15 protein-coding genes are annotated in these 16,467 nt (G+C 71.4%); 8 read left to right on the top strand and 7 right to left on the bottom strand.

The window, feature by feature from the left end; genetic code table 11:
* Positions 1-66: 66 nt before the first annotated feature.
* Entirely contained in the window at positions 67-1,341 is a 1,275-nt protein-coding gene (locus tag ABII15_RS16770; RefSeq protein ID WP_353943132.1) for a M6 family metalloprotease domain-containing protein, read from the bottom strand.
* Between the two features lie 241 nt (positions 1,342-1,582).
* Between ABII15_RS16770 and ABII15_RS16765 the strand changes: the two genes are divergently transcribed.
* Positions 1,583-2,245, top strand: a complete 663-nt coding sequence (locus ABII15_RS16765; protein ID WP_353943131.1) for a TetR/AcrR family transcriptional regulator — start codon at positions 1,583-1,585, stop codon at positions 2,243-2,245.
* A gap of 123 nt (positions 2,246-2,368) precedes the next feature.
* Positions 2,369-3,898, top strand: a complete 1,530-nt coding sequence (locus tag ABII15_RS16760; RefSeq protein ID WP_353943130.1) for an MFS transporter — start codon at positions 2,369-2,371, stop codon at positions 3,896-3,898.
* A 15-nt stretch (positions 3,899-3,913) separates the two neighbouring features.
* On the opposite strand, the gene ABII15_RS16755 is transcribed toward ABII15_RS16760, so the two are convergent.
* Entirely contained in the window at positions 3,914-4,426 is a 513-nt protein-coding gene (locus ABII15_RS16755; RefSeq protein WP_353943129.1) for a MarR family transcriptional regulator, read from the bottom strand.
* 118 nt (positions 4,427-4,544) lie between these two features.
* On the opposite strand from ABII15_RS16755, the gene ABII15_RS16750 reads away from it, so the two are divergent.
* The 3 genes from ABII15_RS16750 (at position 4,545) to ABII15_RS16740 (ending at position 7,273) form a co-directional block, all read left to right on the top strand.
* Positions 4,545-5,306 carry a class III extradiol ring-cleavage dioxygenase gene (locus tag ABII15_RS16750; protein ID WP_353947090.1) on the top strand — a complete coding sequence of 254 codons (762 nt, stop codon included), beginning with the start codon at positions 4,545-4,547 and terminating at the stop codon, positions 5,304-5,306.
* An 82-nt stretch (positions 5,307-5,388) separates the two neighbouring features.
* A complete protein-coding gene (locus tag ABII15_RS16745; protein ID WP_353943128.1) occupies positions 5,389-5,913 on the top strand; it encodes an N-acetyltransferase family protein in 525 nt (174 codons plus the stop codon).
* Between the two features lie 340 nt (positions 5,914-6,253).
* Positions 6,254-7,273 carry a sigma-70 family RNA polymerase sigma factor gene (locus tag ABII15_RS16740; RefSeq protein ID WP_353943127.1) on the top strand — a complete coding sequence of 340 codons (1,020 nt, stop codon included), beginning with the start codon at positions 6,254-6,256 and terminating at the stop codon, positions 7,271-7,273.
* A gap of 136 nt (positions 7,274-7,409) precedes the next feature.
* Here ABII15_RS16740 and ABII15_RS16735 read toward each other — a convergent pair whose 3' ends face one another.
* On the bottom strand, positions 7,410-8,399 hold the full coding sequence (locus ABII15_RS16735; protein ID WP_353943126.1) for a YafY family protein: 990 nt from the start codon (positions 8,397-8,399) through the stop codon (positions 7,410-7,412).
* 63 nt (positions 8,400-8,462) lie between these two features.
* Between ABII15_RS16735 and ABII15_RS16730 the strand changes: the two genes are divergently transcribed.
* Positions 8,463-9,944, top strand: a complete 1,482-nt coding sequence (locus ABII15_RS16730; protein ID WP_353943125.1) for an MFS transporter — start codon at positions 8,463-8,465, stop codon at positions 9,942-9,944.
* A gap of 58 nt (positions 9,945-10,002) precedes the next feature.
* Here ABII15_RS16730 and ABII15_RS16725 read toward each other — a convergent pair whose 3' ends face one another.
* Positions 10,003-11,271, bottom strand: a complete 1,269-nt coding sequence (locus tag ABII15_RS16725; RefSeq protein ID WP_353943124.1) for an extracellular solute-binding protein — start codon at positions 11,269-11,271, stop codon at positions 10,003-10,005.
* Between the two features lie 135 nt (positions 11,272-11,406).
* Here ABII15_RS16725 and ABII15_RS16720 point away from each other — a divergent pair, with 135 nt between their 5' ends.
* Both ABII15_RS16720 and ABII15_RS16715 read left to right on the top strand, forming a co-directional pair.
* Entirely contained in the window at positions 11,407-12,171 is a 765-nt protein-coding gene (locus tag ABII15_RS16720; RefSeq protein ID WP_353947089.1) for a glucose 1-dehydrogenase, read from the top strand.
* A gap of 371 nt (positions 12,172-12,542) precedes the next feature.
* Positions 12,543-12,788 carry a hypothetical protein gene (locus tag ABII15_RS16715; RefSeq protein ID WP_353943123.1) on the top strand — a complete coding sequence of 82 codons (246 nt, stop codon included), beginning with the start codon at positions 12,543-12,545 and terminating at the stop codon, positions 12,786-12,788.
* A gap of 12 nt (positions 12,789-12,800) precedes the next feature.
* Here ABII15_RS16715 and ABII15_RS16710 read toward each other — a convergent pair whose 3' ends face one another.
* The 3 genes from ABII15_RS16710 to ABII15_RS16700 form a co-directional block, all read right to left on the bottom strand.
* Positions 12,801-13,799 carry a DUF6227 family protein gene (locus ABII15_RS16710; RefSeq protein WP_353943122.1) on the bottom strand — a complete coding sequence of 333 codons (999 nt, stop codon included), beginning with the start codon at positions 13,797-13,799 and terminating at the stop codon, positions 12,801-12,803.
* 186 nt (positions 13,800-13,985) lie between these two features.
* Positions 13,986-15,170, bottom strand: coding sequence for an Ig-like domain-containing protein (locus tag ABII15_RS16705; RefSeq protein WP_353943121.1), 1,185 nt, complete (start codon positions 15,168-15,170; stop codon positions 13,986-13,988).
* A gap of 156 nt (positions 15,171-15,326) precedes the next feature.
* Positions 15,327-16,439, bottom strand: coding sequence for a P1 family peptidase (locus ABII15_RS16700; RefSeq protein WP_353943120.1), 1,113 nt, complete (start codon positions 16,437-16,439; stop codon positions 15,327-15,329).
* Between the last annotated feature and the right edge of the window lie 28 nt (positions 16,440-16,467).

The raw sequence follows: 16,467 nt of genomic DNA, 5'->3' as shown, positions 1-16,467 counted from the left end.
ATGCCTCAGGGGCGCGGGGAACTGCGCGACCGGCCACGACGAGAGCCGCAGCCGAACGACGGGCCGCTATTTCCGGGTCACCGATACCCGGTAGTCGCCGGACGCGTCCACCCCGGTGACCGCGATGCGGACCCCCGACCTGCGGTCCCGGAACACTTCCCCGGGCCGCCACGTCGCGTCGGAGAGTTCGGCGTGGACGTTGGGGCGGCGCGTGCAGCCCCCGGAGTCCGGCGTCGCGTCCTCCACGGTGACGGGCCCGTGCCCGGTGTCGACGTCGGCGTCGACGCGGTAGATCAGCACCCCGGGCCGGCACACCGCCTCGTCGTTGCCGCCGGGCGTGCGCACCTCCACCGCGTACCCGGTTCTCCCCGTCAGCGGCACGAACGCCATCTTCGTACCGCCGCCCTGCGCCCCCATCGGCGAGAGCACGTGCTGGGTGGTGCCGGGCTGGGCGGCGCAGCGGATCTGGGAGTCGTCGAGCCAGCCCAGCTTCCACTTGTGCCAGCCGAGCAGATCGTTCCCCACGCCCCAGTCCTCGCTCATGATGTCCCAGTGCCCGACGGCGCCCCCGCCGTCCTGGGTGTAGAGGTCGGGCAGCCCGAAGACGTGCCCGTTCTCGTGCGGCAGGACGCGGTAGCCGGTCTCCGCGTAGGAGCCGGAGCCGTCGTCCTGCCGGGAGTACACGAAGGACACGTTCGACAGCGGCACCCCGTCGGCGACGGGGGCGTCGTGGTTGCCGGCGAAGGTCACGGACAGCACGGTGTCCAGGGCGGACGGCCCGGCGTTCGGGGTGACGAGGATGTTCACGAGGTCGTAGTCACGGAAGTCCACGTCCGGGTCGGCGGTCGCCACGATGTCGTCGACCAGCTCGCGGTAGCCGGGGTCGAAGGGGGCGCCGCGCTCTATCCCGTACGCGCTGAACGCCTTCGGCATCCGCAGCCAGTGCTCGACCGGGGCCTCGGGGACGTAGTCGAGCTTTCCGTACGAGGCGGTGGCGAACCAGCGCTGGGTCTGCGGGAAGAACTCCGCGAGCCGGTCCGTGGCGCTGTCCTCACCGGGGGCGTCGGGGAAGTCGACCATCAGGTTGAGCGCGTGGACGGTGCCGGTGGAGCGGGCGTAGCCGGAGGCGGTCGGGACGCCCTCCGACATCTGGACGCCGAGGGTTCCGCGGATCATGCAGGAGCCGAGGGAGGTGGCCCGGGCGAGTGCCACCGGTCCCGCGGCGGTCGTGCGGCTGTCGACGGTCCGGCCGGTGCTGGCGGTCATGGTCAGCGCGAGGGCCACGGCGGTGGCCCCGGCGAGCAGCGCGCCGCGCCGGCCCCTGCGTATCTGCTGCCGCATCCGATCCGCCTCACCGTCGTGGTCCGGGGTCCGTTTCGATCACCCTGTGACGAGGTGCGGCGGGTCGCGCGCTGGGTGCGCCGATCGTGGGTTTCTGCGCTCAGAGGCATGTGAGCCAGGTCACATGGGGGGCGGGAAATAACCGGGGACGCTTTCCCCGTTTGGCTAGGTGTCCGACAAAACGGGGACGCGCTCCCCGCTTCCCGAATCCGGACCCCCATCACTGCCAGAGGAGACCGTCGTGGCCACCGCCCCCGTGACCGAGCAGCCGCAGCGCCGCGTCCCGCGCCCGCGGGCCGACGCCGTGCGCAACCGGGAGCGGATCGTGGCCGCCGCGCGCGAGCTGCTGGTCGAGCACGGGACGGAGCTCCCGCTCGACGAGGTGGCCCGGCGCGCGGGCGTCGGCAACGCCACGCTCTACCGGAACTTCAAGGACCGTTCAGAGCTGCTGCACCACGTCGTCCTGACGGTCACCGACCATGTGACGGACCACGCGGAGCGGGCACTCGCCGCCGAGGAAGCCGGCGAGGACTCCTTCGAGGTGCTGCGCGGTTTCGTGCACGCCGCGGCGGACGAGCGCATCGGCGCGCTGTGTCCGCTGCTCAACGCGACCTTCGACAAGGACCACCCCGAGGTGGTCGCCTCCCTGGACCGGCTCACCGCCGCCATCGAGGACCTCATCGGCCGCGCCCACGCGGCCGGGCGGCTGCGCCCCGACGTCGGCGTCGGGGACCTGATGGTCGCCCTCTCCCAGCTCACCAGGCCGCTGCCGGGCACGGCATGCCTGGGCTTCGACCGCTACGTCCACCGTCATCTCCAGCTGTTCCTCGACGGCCTGATGACACCCGCCCGCTCGGAACTCCCGGGTGAGGCCGCGACCTTGGAGGACCTCCGCCAGGACTAGCTCCTCGCCCGAGCCCGCATTCCCGTACACCTCTCCAGGCACGTACCGACATGGCCGCCTGGCGCTCGTACACGCCCTTACGCACCCGAATTCTCACGCTTATTCACGACTTGGAGTCCCGCTGTGGGTACGCCCTTGCCTGACACGGCACCCGACGCGCGGCGCTGGAAGGCACTCGTCTTCATCGCGCTCGCCCAGCTGATGGTGGTCCTCGACGCCACCATCGTGAACATCGCCCTGCCGGCCGCCCAGAGCGACCTCGGCATATCCGACGGCAACAAGCAGTGGGTCATCACGGCCTACGCGCTCGCCTTCGGCGGCCTGCTCCTGTTCGGCGGGCGCATCGCCGACCTGTGGGGCCGCAAGCAGACCTTCGTCACCGGCCTGATCGGCTTCGCCCTCGCCTCCGCGCTCGGCGGTGCCGCGCAGAACGAGGCCATGATGTTCGGCGCCCGAGCCCTCCAGGGCCTCTTCGGCGCGCTGCTCGCCCCGGCCGCGCTCTCCCTGCTCGCCGTGATGTTCACGGACGCCAAGGAGCGCGCCAAGGCGTTCGGCATCTACGGTGCGATCGCCGGTGGCGGTGGCGCCGTCGGCCTGATCCTCGGCGGTTTCCTCACCGAGTACCTGAACTGGCGCTGGACGTTCTTCGTGAACATCCCGTTCGCGATCATCGCCGCCGCCGGTGCCCTGCTCGTCATCCGTGAGCCGGCCGGCGGCCGCAACCGCTCGCCGCTCGACATCCCCGGCGTGCTGCTCTCCACGCTCGGCCTGGTCTCGCTCGTCTACGGCTTCACGCGCGCCGAGACCAACGGCTGGTCCGACGCCACCACCATCGGCCTGTTCGTCGCCGCGGCCGTGCTGCTGGCCGCCTTCGTCGCCGTCGAGGCCCGGGTCAAGCACCCGCTCCTGCCGCTGCGCGTCGTCGCCGACCGCAACCGCGGCGGTGTCTACGCCTCGCTCGGTCTCGCCGTGATCGGCATGTTCGGCCTGTTCCTCTTCCTGACCTACTACCTCCAGGTCGTGAAGGGCTTCTCGCCGGTCAAGACCGGCTTCGCGTTCCTGCCGATGATCGCGGGCATGATCACGGGCTCGACCCAGATCGGCGCCCGTCTGATGACCCGGGTGCCGCCGCGCCTGCTGATGGGCCCGGGCTTCCTGGTCGCCGCGCTCGGCATGGGCCTGCTGACCCAGCTGACGGTCGACGCGTCCTACCCGGCCCTGATCCTGCCGGCCCAGCTGCTGCTCGGCCTCGGCATGGGTACGGCGTTCATGCCCGCCATGTCGCTCGCCACGATCGGCGTCGAGGCTCGGGACGCGGGTGTCGCCTCCGCGATGGTCAACACCTCGCAGCAGGTCGGCGGCGCCATCGGCACCGCGCTGCTGAACACGATCGCCGCCTCGGCCACCACCGCGTACCTGGCCGACCACGCCGCGGGCGCCCGCAACGCGCAGCTGCTGCAGGCCCAGGGCCTGGTGAGCGGCTACACCCACGCCATCTGGTGGGCCGTCGGCATCCTGCTGGTCTCGGCGACGATCGCCTTCACCCTCGTCAACACCGGTGTCCCGGGCGTCGGCGCGGCCTCGGCCACGTCCGGTTCCGGCGACGAGGACGGTGTCGAGGACGAGTTCAAGGTGCCGGTGATCGCGCACTGATCCCGGCGGCGGACCTCACCTGAGCCAGGGGAGGTCCGCCCCCGCCTCCGTGGGCTGAAGTCCCTCGGCGACGATCCGCATGATCTCGCCGAGGGACTTCTGCTGTTCCGCGTCGAGCCGGTCGAACAGCGCGTGCCGGACGGCGGCCACATGGCCCGGCGCGGTCCGCTCCAGGACGCCGAGGCCCTCCTCGGTGAGCACCGCGAACTGGCCGCGCTTGTCCGAGGGGCAGTCCTCGCGGCGCACCCAGCCGTTCGCCTCCAGGCGGGAGATCGCGTGCGAGAGGCGGGAGCGGGTGATCTTCGCGTCCCGCGCCAGCTCCGTCATCCGCAGCCGCCTGCGCGGGGACTCGCTCAGCTTGACCAGGAGCCCGAAGTAGACGTGCGGCATCTTCGCGTCGCGCTGGAGTTGCCGGTCCAGGTGGTCCTCCAGGAGCGTGGTGGCATGGAGGTACGCCCGCCAGATGTGCTGTTCGTCCTCGGTGAGCCACTGGGGCTCGGTGCTCTCCGCGCTGTTCTTCGGCTCCATGGCATCCATCGTAAAGACCTCCTTCTTGAATGTTAAACAACTTGCGGGTACTTTTGTGCACAGCAGCACTTGAAACTTCAAGGAGGTCGTCGTGTCCGCCCCTACAGCTCCCGAGCGCATGCCCGCGCTCTACCTCTCCCACGGCGCCCCGCCGCTCGCCGACGACGCGCTCTGGCCCGGCCAGCTCGCCGCCTGGTCGGCCGGGCTGCCCCGCCCCAAGGCGATCCTGATGGTCTCGGCCCACTGGGAGGAGGCCCCGCTCGCCCTCGGTGCCGTCGAGACGGTTCCGCTCGTCTACGACTTCTGGGGCTTCCCCGAGCACTACTACCAGGTGACGTACGCGGCTCCGGGCGCGCCCGAACTCGCCGACTCCGTGCGCAAGCTGCTGCGGGCTCCGGGTACCCCGGTGCAGGACGTGCCCGACCGTGGCCTCGACCACGGCGCGTACGTCCCGCTCGTCGAGATGTACCCGGACGCCGACATCCCCGTCCTCCAGGTCTCCATGCCCACGCTCGACCCGCAGAAGCTGATGGAGATCGGGCGGCGGCTGGCGCCGCTGCGCGACGAGGGCGTGCTGATCGTCGGCTCCGGGTTCTTCACGCACAACCTCGCCGCGCTGCGGCAGGGCGGCGTTCCGTCGTGGTCGGCGGAGTTCGACGACTGGGGGCAGCGGGCGCTGGACGCCGGGGACGTGGACGCGCTCCTCGACTTCACGCACAAGTCGCCGGCCGGCGCGCTGGCGCATCCGCGCACCGAGCACTTCGCTCCGTTGTTCGTGACGATGGGCGCCGCGGAGGCCTCCGGCGAGCTGGGGGCGCAGCGGTCTGTGATCGACGGGTTCTGGATGGGGCTGGCTAAGCGGTCGCTGCAGTTCGGGTGACGGCGGGGGCCCCGCGCCCCTGAGAGGCCTGCGGCCTTCAGGGGCCCACGGGGCCTCGGGACGGCTGTCCTAGTCTCCGGGCATGGATGATGCGACCGAGGTGGCGGTCAGAGCTGGGCGCGAGGGCGACCTGGCGGCGCTGACCGAGATCTACAACGAGTACGTACGCGCGACCCCGATCACCTTCGACACCGAACCGTTCACGGTGGAGGCCCGCCGGCCCTGGCTGCGGGCCCACCCCGAGCACGGCCCGCACCGCCTTTTCGTCGCGGAGGATGGCGGCCGGATTCTCGGGTACGCGACCTCGAGCGCCTTCCGGCCCAAGGCGGCGTACTCCACCTCCGTGGAGGTCACCGTGTACTGCGCGCCGGACGCCGGCGGGCGCGGGATCGGCACCCGGCTGTACGAGGCGCTGTTCGAGGCGCTGAGCGCCGAGGACGTGCACCGCGCGTACGCGGGGGTGACCCAGCCCAACGAGGCGTCCGTGCGGCTGCACGCCCGCTTCGGGTTCCGCCCGGTCGGCACCTACCGGGAGGTCGGGCGGAAGTTCGGGCGGTACTACGACGTGGCGTGGTTCGAGAAGGACCTCGGCGCCGGCCGCGGGTGACGGGCACGGGTGACGAAAGGCCCTGCGACTCGTGACCTTCGCGGGCGGCGAGGCGGCCGGGAACAGGCAACCATCAGAGCGCCAGGGTCGTCTCAGGTGGCAGAGGCCCGCCGCCGACCGCGGGTGACGTCACTCGCGCATCAGGGCCTGACCTGCGTCTCTGTGGGCCCCGGCGGCATCTCGTCGGCCTTCTCGCGCAGTGTGGCGCGACAGGGTACTGCATGATCACAAAAAAGATGGGCGGCTTGGGAATTCTGTCCGGATTCCAGGCGTTGATTCCATCGGATGCAGGGCACCCGTGAAGGGCGACAAGCCGACCTACCACCGCAAGGGAGCACGCATGGCAACCCGTGCCGTAGCCCGTCGTAAGTCCGCCGCCTCCGGCGAGACTGATGCGGCACGCAGTGTTCGCGCCGTAGGCGGGGAGATCGCCGACCGCGACCTGGTCGGCATGTACCTCGACGAGATCGCGCGGACACCGCTGCTCGACGCCGCCAGGGAAGTAGAGCTCTCGCAGACCATCGAGGCGGGCGTGTACGCCCAGCAGATCCTCGACGGCGAGCTCGGCGATCTCGGAGACAGCGAAGCCGCGGGGAAGGCGTCCCGCGAGGAGCTGGAGGCCCTGGTCGCGGAGTCCGAGAAGGCCAAGGACATCTTCATCCGGTCGAACCTGCGGCTGGTGGTCGCGGTGGCCCGTCGCTACCCGCGCTCCGGCCTGCCCCTGCTCGACCTGATCCAGGAGGGGAACGCCGGCCTGGTGCGCGCCGTCGAGAAGTTCGACTACCGCAAGGGCTTCAAGTTCTCGACGTACGCGACGTGGTGGATCCGTCAGGCCATCACCCGTTCCATAGCCGACCAGTCCCGCACCATCCGCCTCCCCGTCCACCTGGTCGAGGAGCTGGGCCGCATCCGCCGGGTCCAGCGCGAGTTCAACCGCGAGCACGGGCGCGAGCCGGAGCCCGCGGAGATCGCCGCGCAGCTCGACAAGACGACGCCGGAGCGCGTCACCGACGTCCTGGACTGGGCCCGCGACCCGGTCTCGCTGAACATGTCGGTGGACGACGAGGGCGAGACCCAGTTCGGGGACCTGCTGGAGGACACCTCGGCGGTCTCCCCGGAGCAGTCGGTCCTGACCCTGCTGCGCAGCGAGGAGCTGGACGATCTGATCGGCCGGCTCGACCAGCGCACCGCGTCGATCATCAAGATGCGGTACGGCATCGAGGACGGGCGCGAGCGCACCCTCACCGAGGTGGGCAAGGAGCACGGGCTCACCCGCGAGCGCATCCGGCAGATCGAGAAGCACGCCCTGCTGGAACTGAAGAAGCTGGCCCGCGACACCGGCTTCGACGCCGCGGCCTGACATTCCGGGTGTGCCCCGTTAGGGGCGCGGGGAACGGCGCGACCAGCCACCGAAAAGCCGCGGACGCGTCTGCTCATGTACCGAGCAGACGCGTCCGCGGCTTTCGTCGTGGTCGCTCGCGCAGTTCCCCGCGCCCCTAACGGGGCGCTCCCCGGACCATGCGCTCCCCCAACTCCCGTACAGCCGAAATCAGTTCCTCGGGGCCCCGGACGCGGAAGTCGAGCCCGGTCATGCCCAGCCGCACGGCCATCCACTCGACGGCATCCGGCACGGACCCCCGCAAGCGGCACCCGGAACCGCCCGGCAGCGTCTCCAGCGGCCCCACCGCGGCGGGAATCCGTTCGGCGACGACCTCCGCCGGCGCCGAGAACTCCACGTCCAGCTCGTAGGGAACCGCCCCCCGGGACGACACCGACCGCCGCACGAACGCGGCCGCGTCCCCGTCCGGCACCTCCCGCGGAGCGAACCGCGCCCCGGTCGCGAACGGCTCCGTCAGCCGGTCGACCCGGAACGTCCGCCAGGCGGCGCGATCGATGTCGTAGGCCACGAGGTACCAGCGGCGCCCGGTGGAGACGAGCCGGCACGGTTCGACGAGGCGGCGCGTCTCGGAGCCGTCGGCCGCCCGGTAGTGGAAGCGGAGCCGCTCCGTGCCGGCCGTCGCCGAGGCGATCACCGTCAGCGTCCCGGGCGCGATCGTGGCGCCGTCCCCCGAGGTCAGCGGGAGAGTCGCCGCCTGGAGCGTGGCGACCCGGTGCCGCAGCCGGCCCGGCAGCACCTGCTCCAGCTTGGCGAGGGCGCGCACCGACGCCTCCTCCACCCCCTCGACGGCGTGCCCGGCGCCGGCGCGCAGCCCCACCGCGATGGCCACCGCCTCCTCGTCGTCGAGCACGAGCGGCGGCAGCGCCTTGCCCGCGACGAGCCGGTAGCCGCCGTCGGCGCCCAGCGTCGCCTGCACCGGATAGCCGAGGTCGCGCAGCCGGTCGATGTCGCGGCGGACGGTGCGGCGCGAGACCCCGAGCCGGTCGGCGAGCTCCCCGCCGGGCCATTCGCGCGGGGTCTGGAGGAGGGAGAGCAACTGGAGGAGCCGGGCCGGAGTGTCCGTCGGGGACGTACTTGGCGTCGTCATGCGTTCCAGGATGCCGCCCATCTAGGACACGATCTGGCCTAGATGCCCTCTAGCGTTCGGGACATGACCTCAACCGCAGCAACCGACCGCCGTCGTTGGTTCGCCCTCGCCATCGTCATGACGGCGGCGTTCATGGACCTCGTGGACGTCACGATCGTGAACGTCGCCCTGCCCACCATCCAGCACGACGAGGGCGCCACCTCGGGCCAGATCCAGTGGATAACCGCCGGGTACGCGCTCGCCTTCGCGGCCCTGCTCATCACCGGCGGCCGGCTCGGCGACGTCTTCGGCCGCAAGCGGCTCTTCCTGCTCGGCATCGGCGGCTTCACCGTCGCCTCGGCGCTGTGCGGGTTCGCGGTGAACCCGGAGATGCTGGTCGCCTCCCGGATCCTCCAGGGCGGCATGGCGGCGATGATGGTGCCGCAGGTCCTGTCGATCGTGCACGCCACCTTCCCCGCGCACGAACGCGGCAAGGTCTTCGGACTGTTCGGCGCGATCGTCGGACTCGGCGCGGTGACCGGGCCGCTGCTGGGCGCGCTGCTCACCGAGTGGAACATCGCGGGTCTGGAGTGGCGCCCGATCTTCCTGATCAACCTGCCGGTCGGCATCGCCGCCCTCGTCCTCGGCTCCCGCGTCATCACCGAGTCGAAGGCGCCCCGGGCGCTGAAGCTGGACCTGGTCGGCGTCGTCCTGGTCACCCTCGCGATGCTCGCGCTCGTCTACCCGCTGACCGAGGGCCACGAGAACGGCTGGCCGGTCTGGGGGTACGTGATGATGGCGGCCTCGGTGCTGATCGTCGGCGTCCTCGTCGCGTACGAGCGGGCCAAGACCCGGCGCGACGGCTCCCCGCTCATCGAGCTGTCCCTGTTCAAGGTGAAGAGCTTCGCGGCGGGCATCGCCGTGCAGACCGTCTTCGGCGTCACCACCGGCATCTTCTTCCTGACCTGGACGCTCTACATGCAGCTCGGCCTCGGCTGGAGCCCGCTGCGGGCGGGCCTGACCGGAGTGCCGTTCTCCATCGCGGTGTCCGTCGCCGCCGGGATCTCGGTACAGAAGCTGGTGCCGCGCTTCGGCCGCGGAGTGCTCCAGGCGGGCGCCCTGCTGATGGCCGCCGGTGTGCTGATCTACGTATGGCAGGCCGGGCACTACGGGCTCGGGATCGCCTCCTGGCAGATGGCGCTGCCGCTTGTGGTGATGGGCCTGGGCATGGGGCTGATCGTCGCGCCGCTGACCGACGCCGTCCTGTCGGAGGTGCCGCGCGAGCACGCGGGCTCGGCGTCCGGGCTGATCAACACGGTGATGCAGATGGGCAACGCGCTGGGGCTGAGCCTGGTCTCGGTCGTCTTCTTCAACGTCGTCGAGGACCACGCGGCCCAGGGCAGCGCGGCCTTCGTCGACGGGTTCCGCAGCGCGCTGCTGTGGGCCGCGGGCATCCTCGTCGGCATCTTCCTGCTGATGTTCGCCCTGCCGAGGCGGGCGGCTTCCGACGGGCCCGCCGAGACGGCGGAGCCGGACGCCGAACGGGAGCTGGTCGCGGCCCCGTAGGGGACCGACACGGGACCCCGCCCCGGACCCCGCTCCTCGATCGCCGGAGGGGCTTGAATCAGGCGCTGGATCTCAGGGCGCTGGACCCCACCTGGTCCAGCGCCTCCAGCACGTGCGAGGGGCTGTTCCCGGGCGCCACGGCCTGCCCGATCCGCTGCCGCACCGCGCCCCGGACAGTGGCCCACGACCGCAGCCCCACCGGATGGAACTCGGCGTCCGGCAACGCGTGCGCGAACGGCCACAGCGCCCGCATCGAGGGGTCCTCCTGCAGTTCGTCGGAGTCGCTCGCCGTCGCCGGCAGGGTGCCGGTGTCCGAGCCGTAGGTGCGGGCGGCCGGTGAGGTGAACAGGAAGGTCAGGAACTTCTTCGCCGCCGGCAGCCGGTCGTTCGCCTTGAACGCCATCAGCCAGTCGTTCAGCCCGACCGGCGGCGCGGCCCCGTCGCCGTCCCGCTTGGGGAAGGGCGCGGTGGCGAACTTCAGGCCCGCCTGCGTGGCCGCGGAGAGCAGCACCGGGTGGGCGAGCAGCATCCCGGCCCGGCCCTGGAGGAACTGCGCGTACGCCTGGGTGCGGGTGAGCTTCGCCGGGTCGGCGCCCGCGAGGCCCGGCACGACGAGCTTGTCGCGCAGCCAGGTCAGCGTCGCCACGTTCTCCGTGGACGCGAAGTCGTACCCGGACACCGACGCGTAGCCGCCGTCGCCCGCGAGCAGCCAGGCGAGCAGCTCGTCCTCGGCGGCCTCGGGGCCGAAGGTGAGCGCGTACGGGGTGGCGACCCCGATCCGCCGCAACGCGTCGGCGCACGAGCGCAGTTCGGCCCAGGAGGCGGGCGCCCGGGTGAGTCCGGCCTGCTGGAACAGGGCCTTGTTGTAGAACAGGCGCGGCGCGCTGGCCTGCGTCGGGAGGCCGTACTGGACGGAGTCGACCTTGCCCGCGTCGGCGAACGAGCTGATGAAGTTCGCCTGCACCGGGATGTCGAAGAGCTGGTCGGCCGAGTAGAGCATGCCCTCCTCGGCGTACGGCGCGAAGAAGTTGCCCTCGGAGATGTCGGGGGCGCGGCCGTCCTTGACCCGGCGGGCGAGCGTGGCGTCCAGCTTGAGGAAGGGGACGCGCTCCACCTTCACCGTGATCGCCGGGTGCTTCTTCTCGAAGGCGCGCACCGCGGCGTTCCACCGCTTCTCGATGGACGTGCCGACCGTGCCGTCGTAACCGGCGAGCAGTACGTCCAGCGTGTCCGCGTCGTCGTCGCCGCCCGCGCCGCAGCCGCTCAGCGCCAGGGCGCCCGCCCCGCTCAGGCCCGCCGTCCGGAGCAGGAACCGCCGTCGCCGCATGTGCCATCCCCCACTGATCGATTGATGGCACATTGTGCCACACGGGCATACTCTGACTTTGTGGCAGGTGTGGCCGCCCCGGCGGCCCGGCCGGCCCCGGAACACCGGCACATCCCCAGCGAAGTGGAGTCCCTGATGAACGACCTGACCGGCAAGACCGTCCTCGTCTCCGGCGGAGCCCGCGGCATCGGCGCCGAGATCGCTCGGCGCGCGGTGGCCGCGGGCGGTTCCGTCGTGATCGGCGACGTACTCGACGACGAGGGCCGGGCGCTCGCGGCCGAGCTGGGCGAGCGGGCGCGTTTCGTGTCCCTCGACGTGACCTCGGAGGAGGCGTGGCAGGCGGCGGTGGCGTACGCGGTCCAGGAGTTCGGCGCCGTGCACGGCCTCGTCAACAACGCCGGGGTCTCCACCGGGATGCCCCTGGACCAGGAGAGCGTCGAGCACTTCCGCAAGGTCGTCGACATCAACCTGGTCGGCGTCTTCGCGGGCATGCGGACCGCGATCCCGGCGATGAAGGAGGCGGGCGGCGGCTCGATCGTCAACATCTCCTCGGCCGCCGGACTGATGGGGCTCGCGCTCACCTCCTCGTACGGGGCCTCGAAGTGGGCCGTGCGCGGCCTCACCAAGATCGCGGCGGTGGAGCAGGGCACGGCGAGGATCCGGGTCAACTCCGTGCACCCCGGCATGACGTACACCCCGATGACCGCCCAGCTCGGCATCCCGCGCGGTGAGGGCGGCTACCCGAACACCCCGATGGGCCGGGTCGGCGAGGCCGGGGAGATAGCGTCCGCCGTGGTGTTCCTGCTGTCGGACGACGCGGCGTACGTCACCGGCGCCGAGCTGGCCGTGGACGGCGGCTGGACCACGGGCCCGACGGTCAAGTACGTCATGGGGCAGTAGGGGAGGACCGCCACGGCCGTCCACAGCTGTGGACAACCCCGTTGAACCCTGGGGCGGATACGGGGCAAAGCATGGCAAACAACCGGTACGGGTGGCGCGTTGGGTGGCTGGTGTCCCGGAGTGCGGTGCGGGCCCGAGCTGACGAGCAAGCGGAAGCGCGCCGGGGCTGCGTGGGCGGCTGAGCCGGACGACCGCCGGCCGTCCTGACGCCCTGACGCCCTGACGTCCTGATGCCCTGACGTCCTGAGGGTGGCCGAATGTCCGTTACCGCGCAGGGTGCGAACACTGTGAATACTGCGCGGACTGTGAACACTGCGAGATACGTCACGGTCCGGGACCAAAGTCCCGGACTGTGGTGTTCACTGGACCGCATGCCTGAGCACGTGTCGATCCTTCAGCAGATAGGCCTGGCGATGCTCGCGCTCGTCACTGTGGCCTGGGTGGTCGGTCTGGTCCGCCTGGTACGTGTCGTCGCCATCGCCCCGCAGAGGCCGCCCCGGCTGCCGCTGGGCGCCCTGCCCGGTCAGGCGCAGGCGCCGGCCGTGGAGTCGGTGCCGCTGACCGCCGACGAGCAGGACGCGTTCGCCGGGCTGGTGCGGCAGTTCAGCCGCCGCTGAGCGAGGGCCGGGTCACGGGCGGACCCGTGACGCGACCCGCCGGTCGATCGCGGCCCGGGCGGCCTCCTGCGTCAGGTACACCTCGCACATGTGGGAGCCGTCCGGCGTCGCCGTGTGCTCCACCTCCCACAGGCTGACCTCACAGCCGTCGCGCAGCAGGAACGCGTGCTCGTACAGCGAGAATCCCGGGCTGAGCCGGCAGCCGAACGCCTGTGTGATCTGATGCGCGCACGCTTCCCGCAGCAGTCGCGCGGTGCCGGGGCCCGGGCGCGTCTCCACCTCCGGGTTCTCCGCGCGGCGCAGCAGGCGGCGGGCGTGGTCGACGGAGCTGTCCGGATCGGCGGGCCCGAAGGCGGGGCGCTGCGGCGGGACCGGGGGCAGCTGCACGTGCGCGGCGGGGGAGTCGAGGACTTCGGGGAACTCGGCGAACGGCGAGAACTCGGCGAACTCAGCGAACTCGCCGAATCCGGCGAGCCCGGTGATTCCAGTGAGCCCGGTGAACTCGGAGATGTCCGAAAGTTCGGTGAGCTCGGTGAAGTCGGCGAAGTCGGTGAGTTCGGGAAGCTCGTGGGGGTCGGCGGCCTCCGGGCCGGTGAAGGCCGTGAAGGTCTCGGCGGCGACGGACACGTCGAGATCGAAGCCCGGCGCGGCCTCCGGCGGCATCGGCAGCCGCCCGGTCGCCAGATGCACCTCGTCCGCGGTGACGTAGACCTCGTGCTGGGTGACGCCGTCCCGGCCGGTGTTGTGCACCAGCTCCCACAGGGTCAGCGGGCTGCCGTCGACGAGCAGCCAGGTGTGCCGGTACGTCTCGCGGTGCAGGCCCGCGCTGTGGTGGGCCGAGTGCAGGGAACTGTCGTAGGCCAGTGCGCGGTCGATGCCCTCCAGCGTCTCGTCCGGCAGCTCGAAGGAGTTGATCGAGCGGCCCAGCAGGCGCGCCAGATGCTCCTCGGGTGACCTGTGGGACGGGGCGTCGTACGGGTGGCCGGACTCTTCGTCGTACGGAACGCTCAAGACACCTCCCGGCATCGCTGCATGTCACCTAGTGGGTGCATACCGTAGCGCCTCGGTCGGACATCGTGTCCGTGAAATCGCAAACAGGCAACGGGATTTGGCTGCGCTCCCGCGCTCGTTCAACGTGCGGGCCGTGCAGGGTGTTCCTGCACGGCCCCCCTGTTCCCCGGGAGGGACGGGAACCGGTCAGGCGCTGCCGCCGGCCGTCCACTGGCTCCACGGCATGTTCCACCCGTTCAGGCCGTTGTCCGCGGGGATCGTCCGGTCGTGGGAGTTCTTCACGACGACGACGTCACCGACGAGGGAGTTGTCGAAAAACCACTTCGCCGTCGTGGCGCCGCCCGCGCCCTTCGTGTCCTGCATGCCGACGCAGCCGTGGCTGGTGCCCTGGGAGCCGAAGACCGACGGCGAGCTCCAGTAGTTGCCGTGGATGAACGTGCCCGACTGCGACAGCCGCATCGCGTGCGGCACGTCCGCGATGTCGTACTCGCCGCCGAAGCCGACCGTGTCGCCGTTCATGCGCGTCTGCACGAACTTCTCGGAGATCACCATCTGGCCGTTGTAGGTCGGGTGGGCCGCGCTGCCGGTCGAGACCGGGACCGTCTTGAGCGTCCGCCCGTCGCGCACCACGGTCATCTTCTGCGTGTTCACGTCGACGGTGGAGACCTGGGCGCGGCCGACGGTGAAGGTGACCGTCTTGTCCTGCACGCCGTGGATCCCGTCCGCCCCCTCGACGCCGTCGAGGTCGATCTTCATCGTGACCTTCGAACCGGCCTTCCAGTACTGCTCGGGCCGGAAGTCGAGCCGCTGCGCGTTGAACCAGTGGCCCACGACCCGCTGCCCGCTGCTCGACGTCACCTTGATGTGCGCCTGCACATCCTTCTGCCGGCTGATCGCCTTGTCGAACGTGAACGACACCGGCATGCCCACCCCGACCGTCGTGCCGTTGTCGGGCGTGTACGTACCGATGAAGCTGTTCGCCGTCGTCACCGTCGTGAAGATCGAATTGGCGGCGGCCGTGTCCCCGTCTCCGTCCTTGGCCGTCGCCGATATGCGGTACTTGGTGCCGCGCTCCAACTGCTCCTTCGGCTTCCAGGACGCGCCGTCCGCGGCGATGGTCCCGGCGACCGCCTTGCCGCCGGCCTCCTCCGTCATCTTCACGTCGGTGAGTCTGCCGTCGGTGACCTCGACCCCGGTGGCGTTGATCGAGGCGCTGGTGGAGCCGTCCTTCGCGGAGATGGTGATCCGCGGGGCGTCCCCGCCCTCCGCGCCCTTCTTGTTGTCCGCGGTGGCGCTGCCCCCGCAGGCCGTGAGGGTCAGCGCGCCAAGGGCGAGGGCGGCGCCGATGACGGCTTTGTTCTGCCTGCTCACGGTCTGCTCCTTCTACGTACTTTTTGATGGTCCCGGCGGTTTCTCCGGTACGGGGAGAGAGTCCGAGAAGACCGGAAGAGTTCCTTCCGTTTGTTGTGAAGGCAGCCACAGGGACAGTCCTGTTACGTCTGTTACGCAACCGTCCTACGTCTCGTCCTATGTCTTGTCCTGCAACCCGTCCTGCGGCCCGTAGAGGTCGCTGTACGCCAGGTGCGTCCCGGCGGGTGTGACCACCGTCTCCGCCGCCCGCACCGCCCGTACGATCGCCCGCGTCACGAGGTCCGCGCCCGCCGCCAGGATCTCGTTCAGCGCCAGCGGGTTCGCGGCGTCGAGCGGCCGCTCCCCGGTGGCGAGGGCGAAGACCGTGTCACCGTCGTTGAGCAGGTGGACCGGGCGCACGGCCCGCGCGATCCCGTCGTGCGCGGTGCCCGCCACCTTCTGCGCCTGGGCGCGGCTCAGCTCGGCGTCCGTGGCGACGACGGCGAGGGTGGTGTTCAGCGGGGGCGGCGCGCCCTGGTCCGCCGCCCGCCGTTCGGACAGCGGCGCCGGGCCGTGCGTCGCCTCGGCCTCCGCCCGGGTCCGCGCCAGCCGCCGCCCGGCCGCCTCGTGCACGGCGGGGGAGGGGTACGTCACCGGGCCGCGCCCCGCGAAGAAGTCCCCGTACAGCGCCCCCGTCGCCGGATCGATCGCCGAGCCCGCCGCATTGGCGACGACCAGCACCCCGACCGTGATCCCCGAGTCGAGCACGGCCGACGCGGTGCCGATGCCGCCCCGCATCGGACCGACGAGCGCCCCGGTGCCCGCGCCGACGTTCCCCTCCTGAACCGGTGCGCCGAGGTCGCTCGCCGCGGCCGCCTCCACCGCGGCGCGACCCGTGTCGGCCCCGGGCCGCGCCCGCCAGTCGCCGCCCCGGCCCAGATCGAACACGCAGGCCGCCGGAACCACCGGCACCACCTGCCCGGGATCGCCCACCGGCACCCCGCGCCCCTGCTCCTCCAGCCAGGCCACGACCCCCGACGCCGCGTCGAGCCCGAACGCGCTGCCGCCCGTCAACGCGATCGCCTCGATCCGCTGCACCAGATTGCGCGGATCCAGCGCGTCGGTCTCCCGGGTGCCGGGCCCGCCGCCCCGCACGTCGACCGCGGTGACCGCACCCCCTTCGGGCGCGAGCACCACCGTGGTCCCGGTCAGCGAACCGTCCCCCGCACACGTGGCATGCCCCACGCGCAGCCCGCGCACATCGGTCAGAGCGTCATGAGAAAACGTCATGGACCATGCCTAACACGGCAGTTGGCCC

Source organism: Streptomyces sp. HUAS MG91 (genome assembly GCF_040529335.1).
Taxonomy (GTDB): Bacteria; Actinomycetota; Actinomycetes; order Streptomycetales; family Streptomycetaceae; genus Streptomyces; species Streptomyces tabacisoli.
The sequence above is the reverse complement of the archived record's forward strand: the minus strand, read 5'-3'. Positions and strand labels throughout refer to the sequence as shown.

What these genes read in the sequence shown, in the direction of transcription:
- ABII15_RS16770 (WP_353943132.1), bottom strand. Translation starts at nt 1,341, where the DNA reads ATGCGGCAGCAGATACGCAGGGGCCGGCGCGGCGCGCTGCTCGCCGGG.
- ABII15_RS16745 (WP_353943128.1), top strand. Translation starts at nt 5,389, where the DNA reads ATGGATGATGCGACCGAGGTGGCGGTCAGAGCTGGGCGCGAGGGCGAC.
- ABII15_RS16735 (WP_353943126.1), bottom strand. Translation starts at nt 8,399, where the DNA reads ATGACGACGCCAAGTACGTCCCCGACGGACACTCCGGCCCGGCTCCTC.
- ABII15_RS16700 (WP_353943120.1), bottom strand. Translation starts at nt 16,439, where the DNA reads ATGACGTTTTCTCATGACGCTCTGACCGATGTGCGCGGGCTGCGCGTG.
- ABII15_RS16715 (WP_353943123.1), top strand. Translation starts at nt 12,543, where the DNA reads ATGCCTGAGCACGTGTCGATCCTTCAGCAGATAGGCCTGGCGATGCTC.
- ABII15_RS16720 (WP_353947089.1), top strand. Translation starts at nt 11,407, where the DNA reads ATGAACGACCTGACCGGCAAGACCGTCCTCGTCTCCGGCGGAGCCCGC.
- ABII15_RS16740 (WP_353943127.1), top strand. Translation starts at nt 6,254, where the DNA reads ATGGCAACCCGTGCCGTAGCCCGTCGTAAGTCCGCCGCCTCCGGCGAG.
- ABII15_RS16725 (WP_353943124.1), bottom strand. Translation starts at nt 11,271, where the DNA reads ATGCGGCGACGGCGGTTCCTGCTCCGGACGGCGGGCCTGAGCGGGGCG.
- ABII15_RS16755 (WP_353943129.1), bottom strand. Translation starts at nt 4,426, where the DNA reads ATGGAGCCGAAGAACAGCGCGGAGAGCACCGAGCCCCAGTGGCTCACC.
- ABII15_RS16750 (WP_353947090.1), top strand. Translation starts at nt 4,545, where the DNA reads ATGCCCGCGCTCTACCTCTCCCACGGCGCCCCGCCGCTCGCCGACGAC.
- ABII15_RS16730 (WP_353943125.1), top strand. Translation starts at nt 8,463, where the DNA reads ATGACCTCAACCGCAGCAACCGACCGCCGTCGTTGGTTCGCCCTCGCC.